The sequence below is a fragment of the Eleftheria terrae genome (assembly GCF_030419005.1).
GTDB lineage: Bacteria > Pseudomonadota > Gammaproteobacteria > Burkholderiales > Burkholderiaceae_C > Caldimonas > Caldimonas terrae.
On record NZ_CP106951.1, the window covers coordinates 2,042,616 to 2,064,745 of the forward strand.

Sequence of the window (22,130 nt, forward strand, 5' to 3'; positions counted from 1 at the left end):
GCGGCCGTTGTGCATTGTGAGCAGGCTCTCAAGCGGCGCCGTGGCCGCGCTGGCGGCGGGCCCGCCACGCCAGGGCACCCAGGCCGATCATGAACAAGGCCACCGTTTCGGGCTCCGGCGCCGGCGACAGCAGCAGCGTGCGGCCGTCGGTGGTGAGGGCCAGGATCTGGCCGCCGTCGTTGATGCGCTTGGCGCTCTGCAGTTCATAGCCCGGGTTCAGCAGCAGGCCGTTGAGGAAGGTCTTCTGGCCCTTCTCCCAGAGGAAGGCGCCCTCGCCCACCTGCAAGCCCACCACCTGCCCGACGGCGTTGATGTCTTCGCCGTAGCTGACGGTCGAGGCGTCGCCGGCGTTGAGGTCGATCATGCCGGTCTGCTTGCTCCAGACATAGGCGTGCGGCACGTCTTCCATCTGGCAGCCCCAGGGAGTGCACACTTCGCGCTGCTGGGCGATCAGGCCGGTGCCGACGACCCAGCCGTTGTTGTTGATGTCCGCCGTGCCGGACCAGCGACCGCCCAGGGTGCCCAGTTCGATCTTGGTGCCATCAGGCTGGCGCACAAAGGCGCCGGGGGGCACCGAATCGGTGTTGTAGCCGGCGATAGCACCCTTGTCGTTGATGGCCATCGGCGCATAGCCCATGCCGCCGGGCGTGCCTTCCAGCACCGCCTTCAGGCCGCCGCTCTGGGTCCAGGTGTAGGTGCTGGAGGCAATGCCCGACGCGCCGGCGAAGCCCAGCTGCAGCAGGACCGTGCCCTGGCTGTTCACCCCGACGGCCTTGCCGTAGAGGGCAGAGGCCGGCAGGTCGATCTTGCGCATGCCGCCGGACTGGGTCCAGACAAACGGCGTCTCACGGGTGTCGGTGCCCGACACGGTGCTGTAGGCATGGCCCACCACCGTGCCGTTGCCCGAGATGGCCGACGCGACGGTGGCATACCCGGCACCGGCGCTCACGTTGCGGAAGCCACCCGTGGCGTCCCACACAAAACCGACCCGGCCGAGGCCTTCGACTTCCCTCACGCCGGCCACCTGGCCGGCGTTGTTCAGGCTGGCGCCCGAAACAAAGCCGAGATCGGTCACCTGATAGTGATGCTTGGCATTGGTTGCCCAGCTCGCGGACCCGCACAGGGTCGCTGCGGCCGCCAGTACGAGCGCGCGGCCATGACGCATGGAGGTGAAAGAGGCGTTCATCGAAAGCTCCCAACGGTCTGTGGCTCAACCGGCCATGCTTGGTGCATGACCCCCAAGGTCGATACCCAACCTTCTGTTGCAAGTAAACCCTCGCATCGGCGAGTGCACATACGAATGATCGGTGATCGTTTCTCCGAAGGGGTTGGTTTTTGATCCCTTGCGGCCCGATTGCAACGCCAATCCCCCCGGATCGAGGGCCTGTCAAATCGGGTAGGCAGCGCTGGGTACAGGCCTTGCTCGCGGTCGCATCCCATGGCATGTTTTCCCGCCTTTTCGCCGAATGGCGACCAGCGGCGCAAAAGCGGATGCGAGCGGTCATTCACACCCGCCGGCGGCCGCCTGTCGCCTGGCGGCGCGGCCGAACGAAGGCCACCTCCGGCAAGCCCTGCACTGCCCTGGCACGGGAGCGCCCGCCTGCCCTCTCGGGAAGACCCGTGTTGCGCGCCACGCGCCGGCCGGGCAGGCAGGCAGCGTGCAGTGGCGACCCGCTACACGGGCCGATCAGAACTGGTAGGCGAGCCTCAGTCCGCCCCAGTGGCGGCCTGCCACCACGATGGGCGCCGCCACCTCCTTCATCAGCACGAAGTGGCCGCCGCCCATGTCGCGGCGGTAGGTCTGCAGCAGGAAGGGCCGCGTGTTGCGAGCCGAGGCGAGGCCCGTGCGGTCGTTGAAGATGCGGCGGTTGCGGCAGTGCGCTGCGTTCCAGGCGGGGTCGCCGGCACGCTGCGGCTGGCTGTAGGTGCGCAGGTGGGTTGGCAGGTAGCCGTTGCGGTCCACCGCGGCGCAGAACACCACCTTGGGCGAGAGCTGCATCACCGGCTCCTGCAGCGGCGGGAACAGGCGGTCGGTCAGCTCGACGAAGCGGGTGGCGTGCTGCTGCGGCTCGGTGCCAGGCAGCGGGCGGTACTGCTCGTCGAACAAGGCGTCCATCGACAGCACGCCGCTGCGCACCGCCTGCTCCAGCTGCGCGGCCATGCGGGCGGCGGTGTCCTGCGCCGCCGCGATGAAGGGCGAGTCCTCGGTCTCGACGCCGCTGGCGGCGATCACTTCCATCAACCGTTCGCTGACGCCGAGGAAGGTCTCGCTGCGCTTCAGCGCCTGGTTCAGCCCGCCGGTGGCGAGCCGGGACTCCGATTCGATCACCGCCATCTGCCGCGCCATGGCCTCGCCAGCGCCCCGGCTCCCGGCTGCGGCTTCGGCGATGCGTTGCACGCCCGACTCCACCTCGGACAGGGCACTGTGGAAGGCGCCTTGCCGGCCATGCGTCGGCTCGCTGGAAATCTCCCGCGCGAGCGACTCGATGCGGGTGTCCAGCCGCCCGACCGTGCCCATGATGTGCTTGGAGGAATCCTCCACCCGGGCCGCCAGGTCCTTGACCGCGTCGGCCACCACGCCAAAGCCGCGGCCGGCCTCGCCGGCCCGCTTGGCTTCGACGGAGGCGTTGAAGGCGACCAGGCGGGTCTGCATGGCGATCTGGGTGATCTGCTGAGCGGCAGCGGCCACCTCGCGCAGCGTGTCGACGATGGCGGCGACCTCGCGGCCGACCTCCTCCACCGCCTGGCGTGCATGTCCCATGGCTTGCACGCTCGCGTCGGTGACGCTGCCGATGCCGGCCTGCGACTGCTGGATGCCCACCAGCTGCTGCGCCAGCGAGGCGACCGCCTCGCTCTGGCGCGAGGACAGCCGGATGGCGTCCTCGATGATGCCGCGGACCTCGGCCGCCTCGCGACCCAGTCCGGCGGCCTGGCCCTGCAGGGACCTCACCAGCTCACGGGAGTCGACCGGCGGCAGGGATGCCACCGGCTCATTGGCTGCCGTTGCCACCGCAGCCCGCTTGAAGAGGGAGAACATGGTCCGGCCTGCCTGTTCCTGGTTGCGATCACCACTCGCGCAGCTTGACCCTCAGGCGCGCGATGGACTGGCTGTGCAGCTGGCACACGCGCGACTCGGTCACGCCCAGCACCGCGGCAATCTCCTTCAGGTTCATGTCCTGCTCGTAGTACATGCTCATGACGTACTGCTCGCGCTCGGGCAGGCCCTTGATGGCTTCCACCAGCGCGCTGCGCAGGCGGTAGTCGTTGAGCTGGCTGAGCGGGTCCGCATCCTTGTCGCCGACATGGCGGTCCAGGTAGTCGTCCTCGCTGCTGTCGCTGCCCATGTCCTCCAGGTACACCAGCTGGGTGCCGCGCACCTTGTTCAGCATGTCCTGGTAGTCGCCCAGGGTGACGCCCAGCTCCTTGGCGATCTCGCTTTCCTGCGGCGGTCGGCCGAGCTTCTGCTCCAGCCGATGCACCGCTGCCTCGATGGTGCGCTGCTGCTTGCGGGTGCCGCGGCTCATCCAGTCCGCGCCCCGCAGCTCGTCGAGCATGGCGCCGCGGATGCGCTGGGTGGCGAAGGTCTCGAACTGCACGCCCTGGCCGGCGTCGAAGCGGCTGAGTGCATCGTTCAGGCCGATCATGCCGACCTGGATCAGGTCGTCGATCTCCACATTGGCCGGCAGCTTGGCAATCATCTGATGCGCCAGACGCCGCACCAGCGGGCTGTACTGCTTCAGCATCGTGTTGAGGTCGAGGCGGCCTTTGGCGGTGTACATGGAAGCGCTCCGGGAATCAGTTGAACGCAAGGGTCGCGGCGGTGGAGAGGGAAGCCGGGGCGGCTGCCACGCCGTCCCAGGCCGCTGCCTCGCCGTCCTGCAGCGAGAACGGCAGGGCGTAGTGCAGCAAGTTCATCGAGAGCTGGTGCAGCGCCTGCGCCAGCACGTGTTCGTTGTCGTTGGCGGTGCTGGTGACGGCCACCAGGTGCGCCTCGGCGCCCAGGAAGTCGCTCGCGCAGCGCACCAGCCGCAAGGCCGCGGGCGGCACGCCGATGGCTTGCTCGTTGGCATCCATCACCACTGCGTGGTCGAGCAGGCCACCGTACTGCGCCAGGATCTTCATCGACGCGTAGGCATGCTTGAGGCTCTCGGCGTCGTCGCCGGTGAACACCAGCGGCCGCACCCGCTTCTGCGCGAACAGGGCGCTCAGCACGGCCGCATCGGCGTGGAAGACGATGACGTCCACCGACGGCGCGGCCTCGCGCAGGGCTTCGAACAGCAGCGTCGCGCACCCTTCGGTCTCGGCGAAGCACGACAGCGAGGCACCCGCCGCCAGCACCGAGGTGTGGGTGTCGAAATGGTCGATCCACTGGCCGAGGTCGAGGTCACGGGCAATGGCCGCGGCCACGTCCACGCCGCGGCCGCTGGCGCTGGGCACCGCGTCCACCACCAGGGTGTGCAGGCCTTGCGCGGCCAGGCCCTGGCACAGGCCTTCGAGCAGCACATGGCTGCTGGCGGCATGCGGGTTGGCCGCCACCGGCAGCAGGTGCACGGTGTGGTGGGCGAACAGCCGGCGCAGGCCATGGGCCTGGTCGAAGCCGCGCTCAAGCATGGGTGCCTCCGGCGTAGGCGGCGCCGCGTTGCGGCGGGGCGGTGAAGACGAGGTTGACGTCGTCGCTGTCCAGCCGGTAGGCGGCGCTGCCGCCGCCGCGCAGGGCGCGGTGCACCAGGGCCTGGGCCGACATGCGGTACCAGTCTTCCGGCACCCGCTGGCCATTGGCCACGCCGAGCACCTTGAGCTTGTGGCGGATCATGGCGTCCAGCGCCGGGCCGAGCTTGACGGCTTCGTCCAGCTTGGAGAGCACGACGCCCTTGCACTGGTTGGCGCGGTAGGCGAGCAGCACGTCCTCGATGGTCTCGCCTTGGGCGGCCGAATTGACCACCAGCAGGCGCTGGATGCTGCGATGGCCGACCATCTCCAGCAGCTCTTGCGTCCGGCTGTCGCGCTGGGCGATGCCGGCGGTGTCGATCAACACCATCTTCTTGGCCGACAGCAGGTCCAGCAGGTCTTCCAGCGCCGGGCGATCGTGGGCGGTGTGCACCGCCACGCCGATGATGCGGCCGTAGGCGCGCAGCTGCTCGTGGGCGCCGACGCGGTAGGCGTCCAGCGTGATCAGGCCGAGGTTGGAGGCGCCGTACTTGGCCGCGAAGGCGGCTGCCAGCTTGGCGGTGGACGTGGTCTTGCCGACACCGGTGGAGCCGACCATCGCGTACACGCCGCCCTGGTCTTCCAGCGGGGCCTCGCCTTCGCCGGTCAGCAGGTTGCGCTGCAGCACGCTGGCCACCCAGCTGTCGAGGTCGCCGACATCGGCCGGCGTGCCGGCGGCCAGCTTGCGGATCAGCGCGGGCGAGAAGCCACAGTCCAGCAGCTTCTGGGTGAGCTTGGCCTGGTGCGGGTTGCGTTGCAGCTTCTCCATGAAGGCCAGCGCGCCGAAGCGCTCTTCGATCAGGCCCTTCATCTGGCGCAGCTCGTTGAGCATGCTGCGCTGCTCGGGATCGACCGCCGGGGTCGCCAGGGCGGGCATCACCGGCGCCGCGGCGGCAGCGGCCGGTGCGGCCCACATCGGCTCGTCGTGCAGCGACGGCGCGGCCAGGCCGGCATGGTGGTGAGGATGCGATTCGTAGCGGCTGTCTGCCAGCCCGGCATGGCGAGGATCGGCCACGGCGGCTTCGGCGGCCAGGCGCTCGGCCTTGCGCATCGCGGCCCGCTCGGCCAGGCGCTGCTCCAGCGGCAGTGCGGTGGACGCAGCGGCGGCACGCGGCATCGCAGCAGCAGCGGGCGGCAGCGCGGCCGGCGCGGCAGCCTGGGGCAGCGCGCCCGCGGCTTCCGCGGCCTGCGCCTGCAGGGCCGCCTGGCGGCGCTTGAGCATGCGCTCGCGCACATAGTCCTGGAACGACAGCGTGCTCATCGCCAGCTTCTCGACATCGCCGTCCAGCGCCGGCGCCTGAGCAGGCGTGGCGGGCCGGGCCGCCGGGCGGGCAGGCGCCGCAGCCGGTGCGGCAGCGCGCGGTGCCGCAGCGGCCGGTGCCTGGCGGGCATCGAACTTCTCGATCGCAGCCACGCTGTCGGGTGCCATCGCGAGCACTTCGACCCCTTCGCTGCAGGGACGGGTCGACAGGATGACGGCATCGTCGCCGAAAGCCTGGCGGACCTGCACAAGAGCGTCCCGCGAGGTGCGGGCGACAAAACGCTTGACGTTCATGCGTGGGCTCCGATGATCGAACCGATCCGGATCGTGTGGGTTTCAGGGATTTCGCTGTGGCCGAGCACGCTGAGCCGCGGCGCGGCGCGCTTGAGCAGGCGCGCCATCGGCGCGCGGATCATGTCGGGCACCAGCAGGCAGGCGGGCACGCCCAGGTCTTCCTGCTTCTTGGAGGCCTGCGCCGCCGAACGGGTCAGCGTCTCGGCCACGCCGGGGTCGAGCGCGGCGCCGTGGGGCGACATCAGGGCCTGGGTGATCAGGCGCTCCAGGTCGGGCTCGATGGCAATGACGTCCAGCTCCTTGGCCGGGCCGTAGATCTGCTGCACGATGGCCGGGGCCAGGCTGATGCGGATGCGCTTGGCCAGCTCGGCCGGGTCGGTGATGGTCGCACCGTGCTCGGCCAGCGACTCGACGATGGTGCGCATGTCGCGGATGTGGACCGACTCTTCCAGCAGCAGCTGCAGCACGCGCTGGAAGGCGGCGATGCCGACCATCTTCGGTACGACGTCTTCCATCAGTTGCGGGGCCAGTTTCGTCACGTGTTCCACCAGTTGCTGCGTCTCGCTGCGGCCCAACAACTTGGCCGCGTGAACTTGCATCAAGTGTGAAAGATGGGTGGCCACCACGGTCGAGGAATCAACGACCGTAAATCCGGCCATTTGCGCGCTTTCCTTCTGGCGCTCCTCAATCCAGACGGCAGGCAGGCCGAAGGCCGGGTCGGTGGTCTGGGTGCCGATGAGCGGCGTGTTGGCATGGCCCGGGTTGATGGCCAGGAACATGCCGGGGAAGCACTCACCTTCGCCGATGACCGCGCCGCGCAGCGTGATGCGGTACACGCTCGGCTTGAGTTCGAGGTTGTCGCGGATGTGCACCGCCGGCGGCAGGAAGCCGACGTCCTGGGCGAACTTGCGGCGCACGCCCTTGATGCGGGCGAGCAGGTCGCCCTGGCGCTCCTTGTCGACCAGCTGGATCAGGCGGTAGCCCACCTCCAGGCCGAGCACGTCCACCGGCTGCAGGTCGTCCCAGCTGGCCTCGGCGTTGGGGTTGGCGTTGGCGGCAGCCGGCGGCGGGGCCATCTCGGCCTGTGCCTTGGCTTTCTCCGCGCGCTTGTGCATCCACCAGGCGCCATAGCCGAAGCCGCCGGCGATGGCCAGGAAGGTGACGTGCGGCATGCCGGGGATGATGCCCAGGAAGCCGATGATGGCGCCGGTCAGGCCGAGTGCGCGCGGCGTGTTGAACAGCTGGCGCATGATCTGGCTGCCGATGTCCTGTTCCTTGCCGACGCGCGAGACCACCATGGCCGAGGCGATGGAGATCAGCAGGCCCGGGATCTGAGCCACCAGTGCGTCACCGACGGCCAGCAGGATGTAGCTGTCGGCCGCCTGGCCCACCGACAGGCTGTGCTGCACGATGCCGATGATCAGGCCACCCACGATGTTGATGATCAGGATCATGATGCCGGCGACCGCGTCGCCGCGCACGAACTTCGAGGCACCGTCCATGGAGCCGAAGAACTCGGCTTCCTCGCCCACTTCGGCACGCCGGCGCTTGGCTTCCTTTTCGTCGATCAGGCCGGCGTTCAGGTCGGCGTCGATGGCCATCTGCTTGCCGGGCATGGCGTCCAGCGTGAAGCGCGCGCTCACCTCGGCGATGCGTTCGGCGCCCTTGGTGACGACCACGAAGTTGATGACCACCAGGATGGCGAAGACGATCAGGCCGACCGCGAAGTTGCCACCGATCAGGAAGTGGCCGAAGGACTCGATCACCTGCCCGGCGGCGCCGGTGCCGGTGTGGCCTTCGAGCAGCACCACCCGGGTGGAGGCCACGTTGAGCGACAGCCGCAGCATGGTGGTGAGCAGCAGCACCGCCGGGAAGGCGGCGAAGTCGAGCGGTCGCACCATGTAGGCCGACACCATCATCACCATCAGCGCCATCGCGATGTTGAAGGTGAACAGCATGTCCAGCGCGAAGGGCGGCAGCGGCAGCACCATCATCGCCAGGATCAGCACCACCACCAGCGGCGCAGCGAGCGCCTTCAGCGGCAGCCCGCCGAGCACGGACTGGAATTGACGCAGGGTCGGGTTCATCGGTCAGACTCCTCGGGGCTCTGGTCGGCGTCAGCGTCGCTGATGGTCTTGCCGTGGTGCGGGTCGAGCTCGACCGGCACGTTGAGTTCGGGCAGGGCGCCGGGCATCGCGCCCCGGCCCGCCATGGCGGCGCGCAGCTGGTAGACGTAAGCGAGCACTTGCGCCACGGCGCCGTAGAGCGCCATGGGGATCTCGCGGTCGATGTCGGCGTGGGCGTAGAGGGCCCGTGCCAGCATCGGGGCCTGCAGCACCGGCACCTTGCTGTCGCGCGCCAGGTCGCGGATCTGCATGGCCAGCAGGTCGGCACCCTTGGCGACGACGCGCGGCGCGGTCATCTTGCCTTCTTCGTACTTGAGCGCGACGGCATAGTGGGTCGGGTTCATCACCACCAGGTCGGCATTCGGGACGGCGGCCATCATGCGGCGGCGTGTCATTTCCCGCATGCGGGCCTTCATCTTGGCCTTGACTTCCTGGTTACCCTCGGCTTCCTTGTACTCCTGCTTCGCTTCCTGGTGCGACATCTTGAGCTGCTTCATCAGCTTGTGGCGCTGGATGGGGATGTCGATGCCGGCGACCACGCCGAGCACCAGCAGCATCAGGGCCAGGCCGTTGAAGAGCAGCCCGGCCAGGGTGGTGACGGCGGCCGGCAGCGCCATGCCGAGGGCGTTCTGGAAGTCCTGCAGGTGGGCCTTGAGGTAGAAGCCGCCGACGGTGCCGATGAGCAGGGCCAGGCCGCAGGCCTTGAGGGCTTCCAGCAGCTGGTCCTTGCCGACCAGCTTGGCCAGGCCGCTGAGCGGGTTGAGCTTGCCGAAGTTGGGGGCCATGGGCTTCATGGTCCAGTTCCAGCCACCGGAAGCCAGGTTGCCCAGCACGGACACGAGGGACATCACCGCGCCGAGCGGCAGCACCAGCCAGAGGTATTTGAGGGTGGCGACGCTGAGGCGCTCGGCCATCTTGGCGCCGGAGGCCACGTCTTCATGGCCGAAGCTCAGGCCGCTGGTGAGCACCGCCTGCATCCAGTGGGTCATCCACGGCGCCGCGGCGGCCAGCACGCCGACGCCGGCGGCCACGATCAGGAAGTGGCCCAGCATGCGCGAGCGAGCGACCTGGCCTTCCTCCCGGGCCTTGCGGATCTTTCTTTCCGAGGCTGGGAGGTTGCGGTCTTGCTGGTCTTGGTCGGCCATGGCGCGGGGGTGGATGGGGTTGCGCCATTGTCGGGAAAGGGGGGCGGGGCTTGAGGGGGAATAGAGGGGAGAAAGGGGGGTAGTTCTGGGGGTGGGGCCGAGTGGCCGCGGGGGTGGCCGCGGGGGTGGCCGCGGGGGTGGCCGCGGGGGTGGCCGCGGGGGTGGCCGCGGGGGTGGCCGCGGGGGTGGCCGCGGGGGTGGCCGCGGGGGTGGCCGCGGGGGTGATGCCTGCTGGCGCAGGCGCGCACCCTGCGGGTGCGGTGCCGGGATGTGCGCCCGGCGGCGCACCTTCTTTCTTTGTCTCGCCAAAGAAAGAAGGCAAAGAAAGGCGACCCCGGGTGGGGCGCCCCTTCGCTGCGCGAAGGGGTGCTCTGCGGTGCTCGCAAGTGGAAGGCGGCTGCGCAACTCGCCCTTTTTCGAGGGCGCTACGCACCCTCGAAACGGTGCTCGAATATGCTCGCCGTCCCCGCCCTGCGGGCGGGGCAACCTTCCACTTGCTCCGCTCCTCGACGCCCCACACGGGGCCCCGCCACCTACGCCTCGCTTCGCATCGGCGTGCTGCCTCCCTGCTCCGGTGGAGCAGGTTCGGGATGTGAAGTGGCTGTGCTGGATGGGGCGGACGCGGGTGTTGCGCCTGGCCAGCGCAAGCCGTGCGCCTCTGTGGCTGGCGCTTCGTGAATTGCTTCACGGCTTGGACCTGATGACTGCATTGCGCTTCCACTGGCGCTCACCCACACGCGCAATGTCGTCAACGCCTCGCTGGAGTCGCTGCACTTGGCAAGGTAAGGCAAGACGCAAGAAGGGCAGGCGTCGAGGCGTCGAGGCGTCGAGGCGTCGAGGCGTCGAGGCGTCGAGGCGTCGAGGCGTCGAGGCGTCGAGGCGTCGAGGCGTCGAGCATGTTCCACGGCTGCCATCTCGTGCAACAGGCAGCTGACCGACGGGGACACCAGGCCCAGCTTCAATGCAGCGGAGTGCCGAGGCCCGTCTTCGCCGGGGGGCTGCGTTAGAAAAATGACGGAATGCGCCAGGTCTCCAACAGTGGCGCACCGACACATCAGCACCTCCTGCCCCGCCGACCTTTTCCGCAGGAAAAGCAGGCCCCAGCCGATGCGAAGCGAGGCGTAGGTGGTGGGGCCCCGTGTGGGGCGTCGAGGAGCGGAGCAAGTGGAAGGTTGCCCCGCCCGCAGGGCGGGGACGGCGAGCATGTTCGAGCACCGTTTCGAGGGTGCGCAGCGCCCTCGAAAAAGGGCGAGTTGCGCAGCCGCCTTCCACTTGCGAGCACCGCAGAGCACCCCTTCGCGCAGCGAAGGGGCGCCCCACCCAGGGTCGCCTTTCTTTGCCTTCTTTCTTTGGCGAGACAAAGAAAGAAGGTGCGCCGCCGGGCGCACATCCCGGCACCGCACCCGCAGGGTGCGCGCCTGCGCCAGCAGGCATCACCGCTTCCCCAGCCGCGAAGCAGCACTGCACCGCGCTTAGCGGAAGCAGAAGCAGCCACCCAAGCAAAGCCCCCGGCCAAAAAAAAGCGGGCCCTCACCAGGAGAGCCCGCGAACGCAGCGAACTGCGCTTTCTCAGGAGGAGCTACACAACAAAAACCATCAACCCAACAACGTCAAATAAATAATCCAAATCTTTCACATCAGCAGCAGAGGCGCTCCAACCTCCACCGCCCCGCCAGCCGCCCATCCAGGCCGGCCGCGGCAGCAGCAACTCAGGCAGCTTCCTGGTGCCGCCCAGCCATCACGATGGCGGCGTGCAACCGAGAGGTGGCGTCGTTGGCGGCCGCCTTGCCGTGGTTGGTCAGCAGGCCCCACACCAGCTCGTCGTCGAAGCGGAAGCGGCACAGCAGCGTGTTGCCCGAGGCGATCTTCATCAGCTGCGACGGGCTCAGCACCGCCAGCAGGTCGGCCGTCTCTTCGGAGATGCCCAGGCGAAACAGGGCTTCGTCGCGGTCGGCACGGATCAGGTTCTGCGCCAGCATCAGGTAGGACAGGTTGGCTTCGCGGATGTTGGCCAGGATCTGTTCGGTGGTGGTCGTGGTGCTCATCTCGGTGTCCTACTTGCTGCTGCTGGTTGAGGGGCTGATCTGCTCTGGAGAGGAAGCCGGTAAGGCCTGCTCGATGGAATGAATTCTGGCCCTCGACCCTCGACAGCAACATCAGGGAGCTTCTGTGCCAGGCGTCCCCGCGCCTCACACCCCGTGTCAGGCAACTTCCTACAAGGCCGGCACAAACACCCCGCTTATTCCATTCAAGCCAGCCCTGCCAGCTGACGATTCCAGAGCACCCGCAGGATGCAAATTCCGCTTCAGTTCCTGTCGCCAGGCGCCGAAATCACTCTGTCGATCGGCGCTGCGAGCGACACCTGCCACAAGCAGGCCGCAAAGAAAACTGCACAAGTGCACTTAAGTCGCGGAAACAGAGGCCGATAACACATTCAACGGGACATGCAACCAGTCTCGTGGTCCGGAACAGCCGCACCGATGAACCGACAGACACGCTCTATATAGACAGTTCGAGTTCACGGAATGACTGCCACCGGGCACAGCCGGTCGCCGACTGACGACAGCCTTGACCAGACCACTGGCCAGGGACGAAGACAGAAGGCACCGGCGGGTCTGCAGGGGGAGCCCGGCAGACGAGGCAACACACAGCCGGCGTCCACGCCGGGGGTTCGTCAACATTAGGAGTGCCAACATGGCCATGACCATCAACACCAACGTGGCGTCGCTCACCGCTCAGCGCAACCTGAACTCGTCGCAGGGCTCGCTCGCCACCTCCATGCAACGCCTGTCCTCCGGCCTGCGCGTCAACAGCGCCAAGGACGACTCGGCCGGCCTCGCCATCGCCGAGCGCATGAGCGCCCAGACCCGCGGCCTGAACGTCGCCGCCCGCAACGCCAACGACGGCGTCTCGCTGGCCCAGACGGCGGAAGGCGCACTGGGCAAGGTCGGCGACATGCTGCAACGCATGCGTGAACTGGCCGTGCAGTCGGCCAACTCGACCAACAGCGAAGACGACCGACTCGCGCTGCAGGCCGAAGTGACCCAGCTGCGCGATGAAATCGACCGCGTTGCCAAGAACACCTCGTTCAACGGCAAGAAGCTGCTGGACGGCTCGTTCTCGGCCCAGAACTTCCAGGTCGGCTCCAACGCCGGTGAAAGCATCACCATCGCTGCCGTCACCGACGCCTCGGCCGAAGGCCTGTCCACCGTCACCTACGGCGACGGCGGCAATGCCAGCATCGACGCTGCCTCGGTCACCACGCTCGACGAAATCGCCTCCGGCACGCTGTCCATCACGGTCGGCACCGATTCATACGACCTGGCCGAGATCCCCGAAGCCCGCACCGGTGAAGAGCGCATGGGCCAGGTGGTGGAAGCGATCAACCGCCGCACCGCCGACACCGGCGTGACCGCCTTCCTGTCGCAGAACGACGATGGCACCTATGCGCTGGAAGTCCGCTCCTCGCGCATCGACGAAACCACCGGCGATGCCATGGCCGTCACCGCCACCGGCTTCAGCCTGGCCACCACCGGCATCGACGCCGCCGACATGACGACCACCAGCACCGACGCCTCCGGCATCGACGAGCTGAGCATCGAAACGGCCGAAGACGCCTGGCTGGCCATCAAGCAGGTGGACGACGCGCTGAGCCAGATCAACAGCGCCCGCGCCAACCTGGGTGCCGTGCAGAGCCGCTTCGAGAACGCCGTCTCGAACATCCAGATCCAGTCGGAAAACACCTCCGCCGCCCGCGGCCGGATCGTGGACGCCGACTTCGCGACGGAAACGGCCAACATGTCCAAGGCGCAGATCCTGCAACAGGCCGGCACCGCCATGGTCGCCCAGGCCAACCAGCTGCCCCAGCAAGTGCTGTCGCTGCTGCGCTGATCGAGCGACCCCAGACCGCCGCCCGGGCCCCGCGCCCGGCGGTTCTCCAAGCCCGGCCCCGGCCGGGCTTTTCCATTTCCGGCACCGAACTGGCGGTGGATTTCCCGCCTTATCGACCGTTTGCCCGCCCCCCTGCCAGCCCACAATCTCTCCTACCGAACGCGGTACTCCCCGGCGCCAGAGCCGGATCTTGATCCTGGTTCTCAAGGAGAGCTGTCATGCCACAGACCATCAACACCAACGTCACTTCGCTCACGGCCCAGCGAAACCTGAACGCCTCGCAAAGCTCGCTGACCACTTCCATGCAACGGCTGTCTTCCGGCCTGCGCGTGAACAGTGCGAAGGACGATGCGGCCGGTCTGGCCATCGCCGAACGGATGAACACCCAGGTGCGCGGCCTGAGCGTGGCCGCCCGCAACGCCAACGACGGCATCTCGCTGGCCCAGGTGGCTGAAGGCGCCCTCGGCAAGGTCGGCGACATGCTGCAACGCATGCGTGAACTGGCCGTGCAGTCGTCCAACGCCACCAACAGCGACGATGACCGCCTGGCCCTGCAGGCCGAAGTGACCCAGCTGCGCGATGAAATCAACCGCGTCGCCCAGCAGACCGGCTTCAACGGCCAGAAGCTGCTGGACGGCACCTTCTCGGCAGCCAGCTTCCAGGTCGGCGCGAATTCCGGTGAAACCATCACGGTCGCTGCATTGACCGACGCGACGGCCGATGGCCTCTCGCAAGTGACCTACGGCGACGGCGGCAATGCCAGCATCGACGCTGCCTCGGTCACCACGCTCGACGAAATCGCCGCCAACACGCTGAGCATCACGGTCGGCGCCGACACCTACGACCTGCCCGAGATCCCAGAGGCCCGCACCGGCGCCGAGCGCATGGGCCAGGTGGTGGAAGCGATCAACCGCCGCACCGCCGACACCGGCGTGAGCGCCTTCCTGTCGCAGAACGACGATGGCACCTATGCGCTGGAAGTCCGCTCCTCGCGCATCGACGAGACCACCGGCGATGCCATGGCCGTCACCGCCACCGGCTTCAGCCTGGCCACCACCGGCATCGACGCCGCGGACATGACGACCACCAGCACCGACGCCTCCGGCATCGCCGACCTGTCGGTGGAGACAGCCGAGGACTCCTGGCTGGCGATCAACCAGATCGACGACGCGCTGAGCCAGATCAACAGCGCGCGCGCCACGCTGGGTGCGGTGCAGAGCCGCTTCGAGAACGCGGTGTCGAACATCCAGATCCAGTCGGAGAACACCTCCGCCGCCCGCGGCCGGATCATGGACGCCGACTTCGCGGCCGAAACCGCCAACCTGTCGCGTGCCCAGATCCTGCAGCAGGCCGGCAACGCGATGGTGGCCCAGGCCAACCAGCTGCCGCAGCAGGTGCTCAAGCTGCTGCAGGGCTGATTCCCGCGCGCGCCTCGCCGGCGCCTTTGTCAGCCCACCCGGGGAAACCCTGGTGGGCTGCTCGTCCTCGCACGCTCAAGTTTTTCGCCGGCCCGCCGATACGAACGATCGAGGGGGTCCCGCCCCCGCCATTCAAGGAGCCAGACCATGGGCATTTCGTCACCCGGCATCGGTACCGGCCTCGATGTCAGCAGCATCGTCGAGCAGCTGGTGACGCTCGAACGCAGGCCGATCGAGCAGCTCACGACGCAGAAGACGACGCTGCAGTCCAAGCTTTCGGCCTTCGGACTGATGCAGAGCTACACGGTGAACGTGCAGGACGCGGTCAACAAGCTGACCAGCAGCAGCCTGTGGCAGCAAACCAAAGGCTCCACCACCGACACCACCGTGTCGGTGAGCTCGACCGCCGCGGCCGCCAGCGGCACCTACGGCATCGAGGTGAGCCAGCTGGCACAGGCCCAGACGCTGGCGTCGGCCGCCTTCAGCAGCACCAGCGAGAAGGTCGGCGCCGGCAGCCTGAAGATCACCAGCGCCAAGGCGGGCAGCCTGCCGGTGGACGTGGCCATTGGCCCGGACGACACCCTGGACGACGTGCGCAGCAAGATCAACGCCGCCAACGCCGGGCTGAACGCCTCCATCGTGAAGGACTCGGGCGGCGCCCGCCTGGTACTGCGCACCACCGCCACCGGCGAGGAAAACGGCGTCAGCATCGTCGCCAGTGGCGACGCGGGCCTGGACAAGTTCAACTACGACCCCACCCAGAACGGCGGCGCCACCAGCACCGCCACCTCCAGCCAGATGGGCCTGGTGCAGGCCGCCAAGAACGCCAAGATCAAGATCGACGGCCTGGAAGTCACTTCCTCCACCAACACCTTCGACGGCAGCATCGAGGGCGTCAAGATCACGGTCAGCAAAGTGACCACCGGCGCCGCCCAGATCAAGGTGGGCAGCGACACCGAGGCGATGCGCAAGGCGGTGGACGACTTCGTCAAGGCCTACAACGACATCAACAAGTACATCTCGGACCAGACCAAGTACAACGCCGACACCAAGGTGGCGGGCACCCTGCAGGGCGACCGGGCCACGCTGTCGCTGCAGAGCCAGCTGCGCAGCGCCCTGACGCAGAACAGCAGCGCCTCGGCCAGCTTCCCCCGCCTGTCCGACCTGGGGCTGGAGATCCAGCGCGACGGCTCGCTGAAGGTCAACGACACCAAGCTGAGCAAGGCCATGACCGACAACCTGGCCGAATTCGGCAAGGCCTTCTCCAACGTCGACACCGCCGCGGCCGGCAACAATGGCTTCGCGGTGCGGCTCAAGGGCCTGACCTCGGCCCTGCTGAAGACCGACGGCCTGGTCACCACCCGCAGCGAGGGCCTGCGCGACAGCATCCGCCGCAACGAGGACCAGGCGGCCAAGATGGAAGGCCGGGTGGCCCTGGTGCAGGCGCGCCTGCTGCGCCAGTACAGCGCCATGGACACCACCGTCAGCAAGCTGAACAACCTCAACAGCTATGTCGCGCAGCAGATGGCCGCGCTGACCGGCTCCTCCCGCGACTGACGACGCGCCGGCGGTTGCTTCGGCTTTAGCCCCGAGGAGCCGCCCTTTTCCGGCCTTGCCAGGCGCTTGAAACGCTCAAAATCCCTTCAAGTTGCACAGCCGGCCCGCCGATAACTCTTCTGACAGGTTCAATAAAGAGCACACCATCATGTTTGCACCGTTCAGAAGCCAGGCCAGTGCATACGGCCGCGTTCAAGTCGAAACCACCGTGTCCAGCGCCGACCCCCACGCCCTGGTGGTCATGCTGTTCGACGGCGCGCTCAGCTCGATCGCTGCCGCCCGCGGCGCCATCCAGCGCGGCGACATCGAAGCCAAGGGCACGAACATCGGCCGTGCCGTGCGCATCGTCGAGGAAGGCCTGCGCGGCGGGCTGAACCGGCAAGCCGGCGGTGAACTCGCCGAGAACCTCAACAACCTCTACGGCTACATCAACAGCCGCCTGACGCATGCCAACCTGAAGAGCGACGACGCCGCCCTGCAGGAATGCCACGACCTGCTGGCCGGCCTGCGCGACGCCTGGACCCAGATGCAGCAAGCCCCCCGAAAGAACGCAGCGTGAAAGACCGAGCCATGAGCACCGAAGCGACAACGGCCTCCCCCCTCAAGTTGGAGATCGCCATGGAAGACAAGGCCCTGCTCGGCTACTACGAAGCCATCGAGCAAGCCAGCGAAGACATGCTGCAGGCCGCCCGCGATGGCGACTGGGACCGTGTCGTCAAGCTCGAAGGCGCCTGCGCCGTGCTGATCTCCCAACTTAAACATGCCGCGGCCAGCCGCGACCTGGAGCCCGAAGAAGCCCGCCGCAAGAGCAAGATCATGCAACGCATCCTGCTCAACGACGCCCAGATCCGCAACCTGGCCGAGCCCTGGCTGGAGGACCTGGACCGCCTGCTGGCCGGCTCGCCCAAGATGGTTCACTGACCGACCTGCGCGACCCTTTGCGCCGCTGCCCGATGGACACCCGCCCTACCCCGGCCGACCCGCCCGAAGCCCGGCTCGACGACTTCCGCGTCGTTGCGCCCTTCGAGATCGAAGCCCTGCTGCAGCAGATGGTGGCACAGCGCGCGCTGGTGACGATTGCCACGCCGGGCGGCGCGTCGTGCACCACCACGCTGTGGGAGGTGGACCATGCCAAGGGCGTGGTGCGCTTCACCGGTGACCGCCATGATCCGCAGCTGGCCCGCGTGCTCAATGCCGACGACGCCGTCGCGGTGGGCTACCTGGACAGCATCAAGGTGCAGTTCGACGTGGACGGCCTGGTGCAGGTGCATGCCGGCGGCGCCAGCGCACTGAACTGCAGCTTCCCCACCGAGATCTTCCGTTTCCAGCGCCGCGCCAGCTTCCGGGTGCGGCCCCTGCTCAACAGCCCTCCGGCGGCCAGCTTCCGCCATCCGGCCATTCCGGAAATGGGCCTGGAGCTGCGGGTGCTGGACGTCAGCATCGGCGGCATCGCGCTGCTGATCCCGGAGAATGTGCCACTGGTCGACCCGGGCGTGCTGATCTCCCAGGTCACCATCGAGCTGGATGCCGAGACCCGCTTCGTCACCGCCATGCGGGTGGCGCATGTCACCTCGATGATGGACAACGGCAGCGGCCTGCGCCTCGGCTGCGAGCTGGAGCGCATGAGCGGCGATTCGCTGCGCGCGCTGCAGCGTTTCATCGACCAGACGCAGAAGCGCCGCCGCCTGATGGCGCGCGACGACGCTTGAGGCCGGCCGCCGCGCCGCCCCGCAAGGCGCCCACCGGGCGCCTTTTGTTTTGCGGCACCGCCCATCGCCACGGGTGCGAGCGGTTTACCGGCCAATTCATCGTTTCGCGCCGCGTGCGCCTCCCTCAAGTCGCCATCGTGCCGGCCGATAAAACCAGCAATACCGGCCCGGGGACCGTCAGCGTCCCCGCACTTCTCTCGGAAAGAACGTAGAACATGTTCGTCATCATCGGCTACGTCGTCGCACTGGGCTGCATCTTCGGCGGCTTCATCATCCACGGCGGCAACATCAGCGTGATCCTGCACGCCCTGCCCACCGAGATGATGGTGATCGGCGGCGGCGCGGCTGGCGCCTTCATCGTCAACAACCAGCCCAAGGTGCTGAAGGCGACGCTCGGCTCCATCCCCAAGCTGCTGAAGGGCTCGAAGTACACCAAGGCGCGCTACATGGAGCTGATGGCGCTGCTCTACGAGATCCTGCAGAAGGCGCGCAAGGAAGGCCTGATGTCCATCGAGAAGGACGTCGACGCGCCGCACGAGTCGCCGCTGTTCAAGAAGTACCCGACCGTCGGCAGCGACCACCATGTGGTCGAGTTCATCACCGACTACCTGCGCATGATGGTCTCGGGCAACCTCAACGCGCATGAGATCGAGTCGCTGATGGACAGCGAGATCGACACCCACCACCACGAGGCGCATGGCACCGCCGCGGCCCTCACCCGGCTGGCCGGCGGCCTGCCCGCCTTCGGCATCGTGGCGGCTGTGCTGGGCGTGGTGAACACCATGGGCTCGGTGGGCCAGCCGCCGCCGGTGCTGGGCGGCATGATCGGCTCGGCGCTGGTCGGCACCTTCCTCGGCATCCTGCTGGCCTACGGCTTCGTGGAGCCGCTGGCCGGCCTGCTGGAGCAGAAGAACGACGAAGGCACCAAGGAGCTGCAGTGCATCAAGACCACGCTGCTGGCCAGCATGCAGGGCTATGCGCCGCAGGTGGCGGTGGAGTTCGGCCGCAAGGTGCTGTACTCGACCGAGCGCCCCAGCTTCGCCGAGCTGGAAGGCCATGTGAAGGGCAAGAAGTAAACCACCGCGAGGCGCGCCGCAAGGCAGACCGCAGGAGCACCCCATGGCAGGCGATTCCAAGAAACTCCAGCCCATCATCGTCAAGCGCATCAAGAAAGGCGGCCATGCCCACCACGGCGGCGCCTGGAAGATCGCGTATGCCGACTTCGTGACGGCGATGATGGCCTTCTTCCTGCTGATGTGGCTGCTGGGCTCCACCTCGGAAGGCGACCGCAAGGGCATTGCCGACTACTTCAACTCGCCGCTGAAGGTCGCCCTGCTGGGCGGCGGCAGCGGCTCGGGCGACTCCTCGCACGTGATCAAGGGCGGCGGCACCGACCTGACCCGCAGCAACGGCCAGGTCAAGGCCGGCGACATCGAGGCCGAGCGCAAGACCGTCAACCTGCAGGCGCTCAAGGAGGCGGCCCGCAAGGCGGAGGCTCAGCGGCTGGAAGGCCTGAAGCAGCGCATCGAGGCGGCACTGGCCAACAACCCTCGCCTGCTGCCGTTCCAGTCGCAGATCAAGCTCGACATCACCCGCGACGGCCTGCGCATCCAGATCGTCGACGAGCACAACCGGCCGATGTTCGACTCCGGCAGCGCGCTGGTGAAGGACTACATGCGCGAGATCCTGCGCGAGATCGGCAAGGTGCTGGCCCAGACCAACAACCACGTGACCCTGGCCGGGCACACCGATGCCACGCCCTACAGCAGCGGCGAGCGCGGCTACAGCAACTGGGAGCTCTCGGCCGACCGCGCCAACGCCTCGCGCCGCGAGCTGGTGGCCGGCGGCCTGAGCGAAGGCCAGGTCGTGCGGGTGCTGGGCCTGGCATCCAGCTCGCTGTTGGACAAGGACAACCCGACCAATCCGATGAACCGCCGCATCAGCATCATCGTGATGAACCGAGACGCCGAAGACCGCCTGGAACAGGAAGGCGGCGTGGCGGCTGGCACTGCGCCGGCGGTTGAACATTCGTTGCAAACGACACGGCCGGAGCACGGCCATTCTCAAGTTTCGCCCCTGAGCGCCCGATAAGCCTCTGGAACGCACCCATCTCCTCAAGGACAACACACATGAGCACCTCTGCCGACATGAAATTCCTCATCGTCGACGACTTCTCGACCATGCGCCGCATCGTTCGCGGCCTGCTGAAGGAAGCCGGCTACCAAAACGCCGAAGAGGCGGAAGACGGTGCGGTGGCCCTGCAGATGCTGAAGAACGGCAAGTACGATTTCGTGGTGAGCGACATCAACATGCCCAACATGAACGGCTTCGACCTGCTGGCCAGCATCAAGGCCGACGAGTCGCTCAAGCACCTGCCGGTGCTGATGGTGACGGCCGAAGCCCGCAAGGAAGACATCGTGCGCGCGGCCCAGGATGGCGCCGCCGGCTACATCGTGAAGCCGTTCACGAAGGCGACCCTCGAAGAGAAGGTCGAGAAGATCATGCAAAAGCTCGGCAAATAAGAAGGGGACTTGTCATGAAGATGGACGACCTGGCCCCCGCGGGCACTTCCACCACCTCGCCCGAGGTGTTCCAGCAACTCGGCGAGATGACCCGCCAGCTGCACGACACGCTGGCCCAGCTCGGCTTCATGCCCAAGCTCGGCGAGATCACCGACAGCCTGCCCGACGCCCGCAGCCGCCTGACCTACATCGCCGAGAAGACCGGCGAGGCGGCCGAGAAGGTGCTGAACCTGGTCGACAAGGCCAAGACCGAGCAGGCGAGCATCGCCTCGGAAACGCGCCGCATCGCCCAGGCCATCGTGGCCGACCCGGTGAAGGCAGTGGCCCGCGGCGACGTGCTGAACTTCGTCGGTGACGTCGAATCGGCCACCTCGCGGGTCGACCAGCACCTGACCGACATCATGATGGCGCAGGACTTCCACGACCTGACCGGCCAGGTGGTGGCCAAGGTGGTGAAGCTCGCCGCCGACATCGAAGACCAGCTGGTGAAGCTGCTGCTGCAGACCGCCCCGGCCGACCAGGTGCACAAGGTCGAGCAGACCTTCCTGAACGGCCCGGTGGTCAACCCGGAAGGCCGAACCGACGTGGTCGCGAATCAGGAGCAGGTGGATGACCTGCTCGCCAGCCTAGGATTCTGACCCACTGAGGTCAGACGGAGGGGGAGCGCCCTGCAAGCGATTGCAGGGCGCTTTTTTTTGGTTCTTGGCCGACTTGCACGAGGCGCAGGCGGTCCGTGCGGCCGCCGGCGCGATCCTGGTGAGCAGTGAGGTCGAACACGCGACCGACCCGGCAGCGCGACGGCAGCATGCCCGGGCGCGGTCGCTCGCAGCGCAGCGGCAGGTGGCGCGCCGGCCCGGGAAGCCCCGGTTCTTCAGCTGAGAAGTGCCTTGCCGGGCTGCCAATCGGACGGCCAGGAGCAGCCGGGGAGGCATTCGGCATGGCGGCGCAAAAGGGCGGTGGAGGATGCAGGGTGCTCGCGCACGACGCGGCGATGCACAGGCGCCACCGGGCGCCGGAGCAGGCGGGGCCCCCCGCCGCGCTCACACCTGCATGTTCATGATGTCCGAGTAGGCCTGGACCAGGCGGTTGCGCACCTGCAGCGTGGCCTGGAAGCCGATCTGGGCCTTCTGCATCGCCACCATCGTCTCTTCCAGCGAGACGGTGGGGTTGTCGAGCTGGACCTGGCGCTGCATCTCGCTGGCGTTGTCCTGCGCCGCGCTGACTCCCTTCAGGGCCTTGTTCAGTGCCTGGGAGAAGCCGACCTGCGTGTCGCCGCCGTCCACCTTGGCCGGGCCGCGCTGCGAAGGCAGCACGACACCGCTCCTGGCAACGGCCTGCTCGAAGTTGAAGGGTTTGAGGCGGACATCCATGGCGTGCGTTCCGGTGGGGCGCTTGCCCTTGTTTGACGTGTTGCCATCTTAGGTGGCGTCCCCCGGCCGCAATGCGCCGAACTGGCCGCCCTTTGCCGGCTTCTTCCCGCTATAGCTGGCCCCCATCGTC

The 22,130-nt window shown here is 67.7% G+C and carries 19 protein-coding genes; 10 read left to right on the plus strand and 9 right to left on the minus strand.

All coding sequences use genetic code 11. The annotated features are described in order from the left end of the window. Positions 1–28: 28 nt before the first annotated feature. The 8 genes from N7L95_RS08870 to flhD form a co-directional block, all read right to left on the minus strand. The gene (locus N7L95_RS08870; protein ID WP_301259458.1) at positions 29–1,186 is read right to left on the minus strand and encodes a PEP-CTERM sorting domain-containing protein; all 1,158 of its coding nucleotides are present in this window, start codon (positions 1,184–1,186) and stop codon (positions 29–31) included. 501 nt (positions 1,187–1,687) lie between these two features. Continuing rightward, complete coding sequence (locus N7L95_RS08875) at positions 1,688–3,037, minus strand: methyl-accepting chemotaxis protein (protein WP_301259459.1); 1,350 nt, start codon at positions 3,035–3,037, stop codon at positions 1,688–1,690. A 28-nt stretch (positions 3,038–3,065) separates the two neighbouring features. After that, the gene (locus tag N7L95_RS08880) at positions 3,066–3,779 is read right to left on the minus strand and encodes an RNA polymerase sigma factor FliA (protein ID WP_301259460.1); all 714 of its coding nucleotides are present in this window, start codon (positions 3,777–3,779) and stop codon (positions 3,066–3,068) included. A gap of 16 nt (positions 3,780–3,795) precedes the next feature. Next, positions 3,796–4,611, minus strand: a complete 816-nt coding sequence (locus tag N7L95_RS08885) for a hypothetical protein (protein ID WP_301259461.1) — start codon at positions 4,609–4,611, stop codon at positions 3,796–3,798. Further along, entirely contained in the window at positions 4,604–6,262 is a 1,659-nt protein-coding gene (gene flhF / locus N7L95_RS08890; protein WP_301259462.1) for a flagellar biosynthesis GTPase FlhF, read from the minus strand. Before flhF ends, N7L95_RS08885 begins: the two co-directional genes overlap by 8 nt. After that, positions 6,259–8,349, minus strand: a complete 2,091-nt coding sequence (gene flhA, locus N7L95_RS08895; RefSeq protein WP_301259463.1) for a flagellar biosynthesis protein FlhA — start codon at positions 8,347–8,349, stop codon at positions 6,259–6,261. The genes flhF and flhA overlap by 4 nt, the downstream gene beginning before the upstream one ends. Continuing rightward, complete coding sequence (flhB, locus tag N7L95_RS08900; RefSeq protein ID WP_301259464.1) at positions 8,346–9,533, minus strand: flagellar biosynthesis protein FlhB; 1,188 nt, start codon at positions 9,531–9,533, stop codon at positions 8,346–8,348. Before flhB ends, flhA begins: the two co-directional genes overlap by 4 nt. 1,709 nt (positions 9,534–11,242) lie before the next feature. Beyond that, on the minus strand, positions 11,243–11,578 hold the full coding sequence (gene flhD, locus N7L95_RS08905) for a flagellar transcriptional regulator FlhD (RefSeq protein ID WP_301259465.1): 336 nt from the start codon (positions 11,576–11,578) through the stop codon (positions 11,243–11,245). Positions 11,579–12,227: 649 nt separating this feature from the next. Here flhD and N7L95_RS08910 point away from each other — a divergent pair. The 10 genes from N7L95_RS08910 to N7L95_RS08955 all read left to right on the plus strand — a co-directional run bounded on the left by N7L95_RS08910 (position 12,228) and on the right by N7L95_RS08955 (position 21,268). Further along, positions 12,228–13,424 carry a flagellin gene (locus tag N7L95_RS08910; protein ID WP_301259466.1) on the plus strand — a complete coding sequence of 399 codons (1,197 nt, stop codon included), beginning with the start codon at positions 12,228–12,230 and terminating at the stop codon, positions 13,422–13,424. Between the two features lie 218 nt (positions 13,425–13,642). After that, positions 13,643–14,842 (plus strand): flagellin, encoded by a 1,200-nt coding sequence (locus N7L95_RS08915; RefSeq protein WP_301259467.1) that lies wholly within the window; start codon positions 13,643–13,645, stop codon positions 14,840–14,842. Between the two features lie 147 nt (positions 14,843–14,989). Next, complete coding sequence (gene fliD / locus N7L95_RS08920) at positions 14,990–16,399, plus strand: flagellar filament capping protein FliD (RefSeq protein ID WP_301259468.1); 1,410 nt, start codon at positions 14,990–14,992, stop codon at positions 16,397–16,399. A gap of 148 nt (positions 16,400–16,547) precedes the next feature. Beyond that, complete coding sequence (fliS, locus tag N7L95_RS08925) at positions 16,548–16,958, plus strand: flagellar export chaperone FliS (RefSeq protein WP_301259469.1); 411 nt, start codon at positions 16,548–16,550, stop codon at positions 16,956–16,958. Positions 16,959–17,017: 59 nt separating this feature from the next. Next, on the plus strand, positions 17,018–17,320 hold the full coding sequence (locus N7L95_RS08930) for a flagellar protein FliT (protein WP_301260103.1): 303 nt from the start codon (positions 17,018–17,020) through the stop codon (positions 17,318–17,320). A gap of 32 nt (positions 17,321–17,352) precedes the next feature. Further along, positions 17,353–18,108 carry a flagellar brake protein gene (locus tag N7L95_RS08935; protein ID WP_301259470.1) on the plus strand — a complete coding sequence of 252 codons (756 nt, stop codon included), beginning with the start codon at positions 17,353–17,355 and terminating at the stop codon, positions 18,106–18,108. A 215-nt stretch (positions 18,109–18,323) separates the two neighbouring features. Then, positions 18,324–19,184, plus strand: a complete 861-nt coding sequence (motA, locus tag N7L95_RS08940) for a flagellar motor stator protein MotA (RefSeq protein WP_301259471.1) — start codon at positions 18,324–18,326, stop codon at positions 19,182–19,184. A 43-nt stretch (positions 19,185–19,227) separates the two neighbouring features. Then, a complete protein-coding gene (gene motB, locus N7L95_RS08945) occupies positions 19,228–20,199 on the plus strand; it encodes a flagellar motor protein MotB (protein WP_301259472.1) in 972 nt (323 codons plus the stop codon). Between the two features lie 38 nt (positions 20,200–20,237). Further along, the gene (cheY, locus tag N7L95_RS08950) at positions 20,238–20,630 is read left to right on the plus strand and encodes a chemotaxis response regulator CheY (RefSeq protein WP_301259473.1); all 393 of its coding nucleotides are present in this window, start codon (positions 20,238–20,240) and stop codon (positions 20,628–20,630) included. A 14-nt stretch (positions 20,631–20,644) separates the two neighbouring features. Further along, the gene (locus N7L95_RS08955; protein ID WP_301259474.1) at positions 20,645–21,268 is read left to right on the plus strand and encodes a protein phosphatase CheZ; all 624 of its coding nucleotides are present in this window, start codon (positions 20,645–20,647) and stop codon (positions 21,266–21,268) included. A gap of 402 nt (positions 21,269–21,670) precedes the next feature. Here N7L95_RS08955 and fliE read toward each other — a convergent pair whose 3' ends face one another. Then, positions 21,671–22,000 (minus strand): flagellar hook-basal body complex protein FliE, encoded by a 330-nt coding sequence (gene fliE / locus N7L95_RS08960; RefSeq protein WP_301259475.1) that lies wholly within the window; start codon positions 21,998–22,000, stop codon positions 21,671–21,673. Positions 22,001–22,130 lie beyond the last annotated feature (130 nt).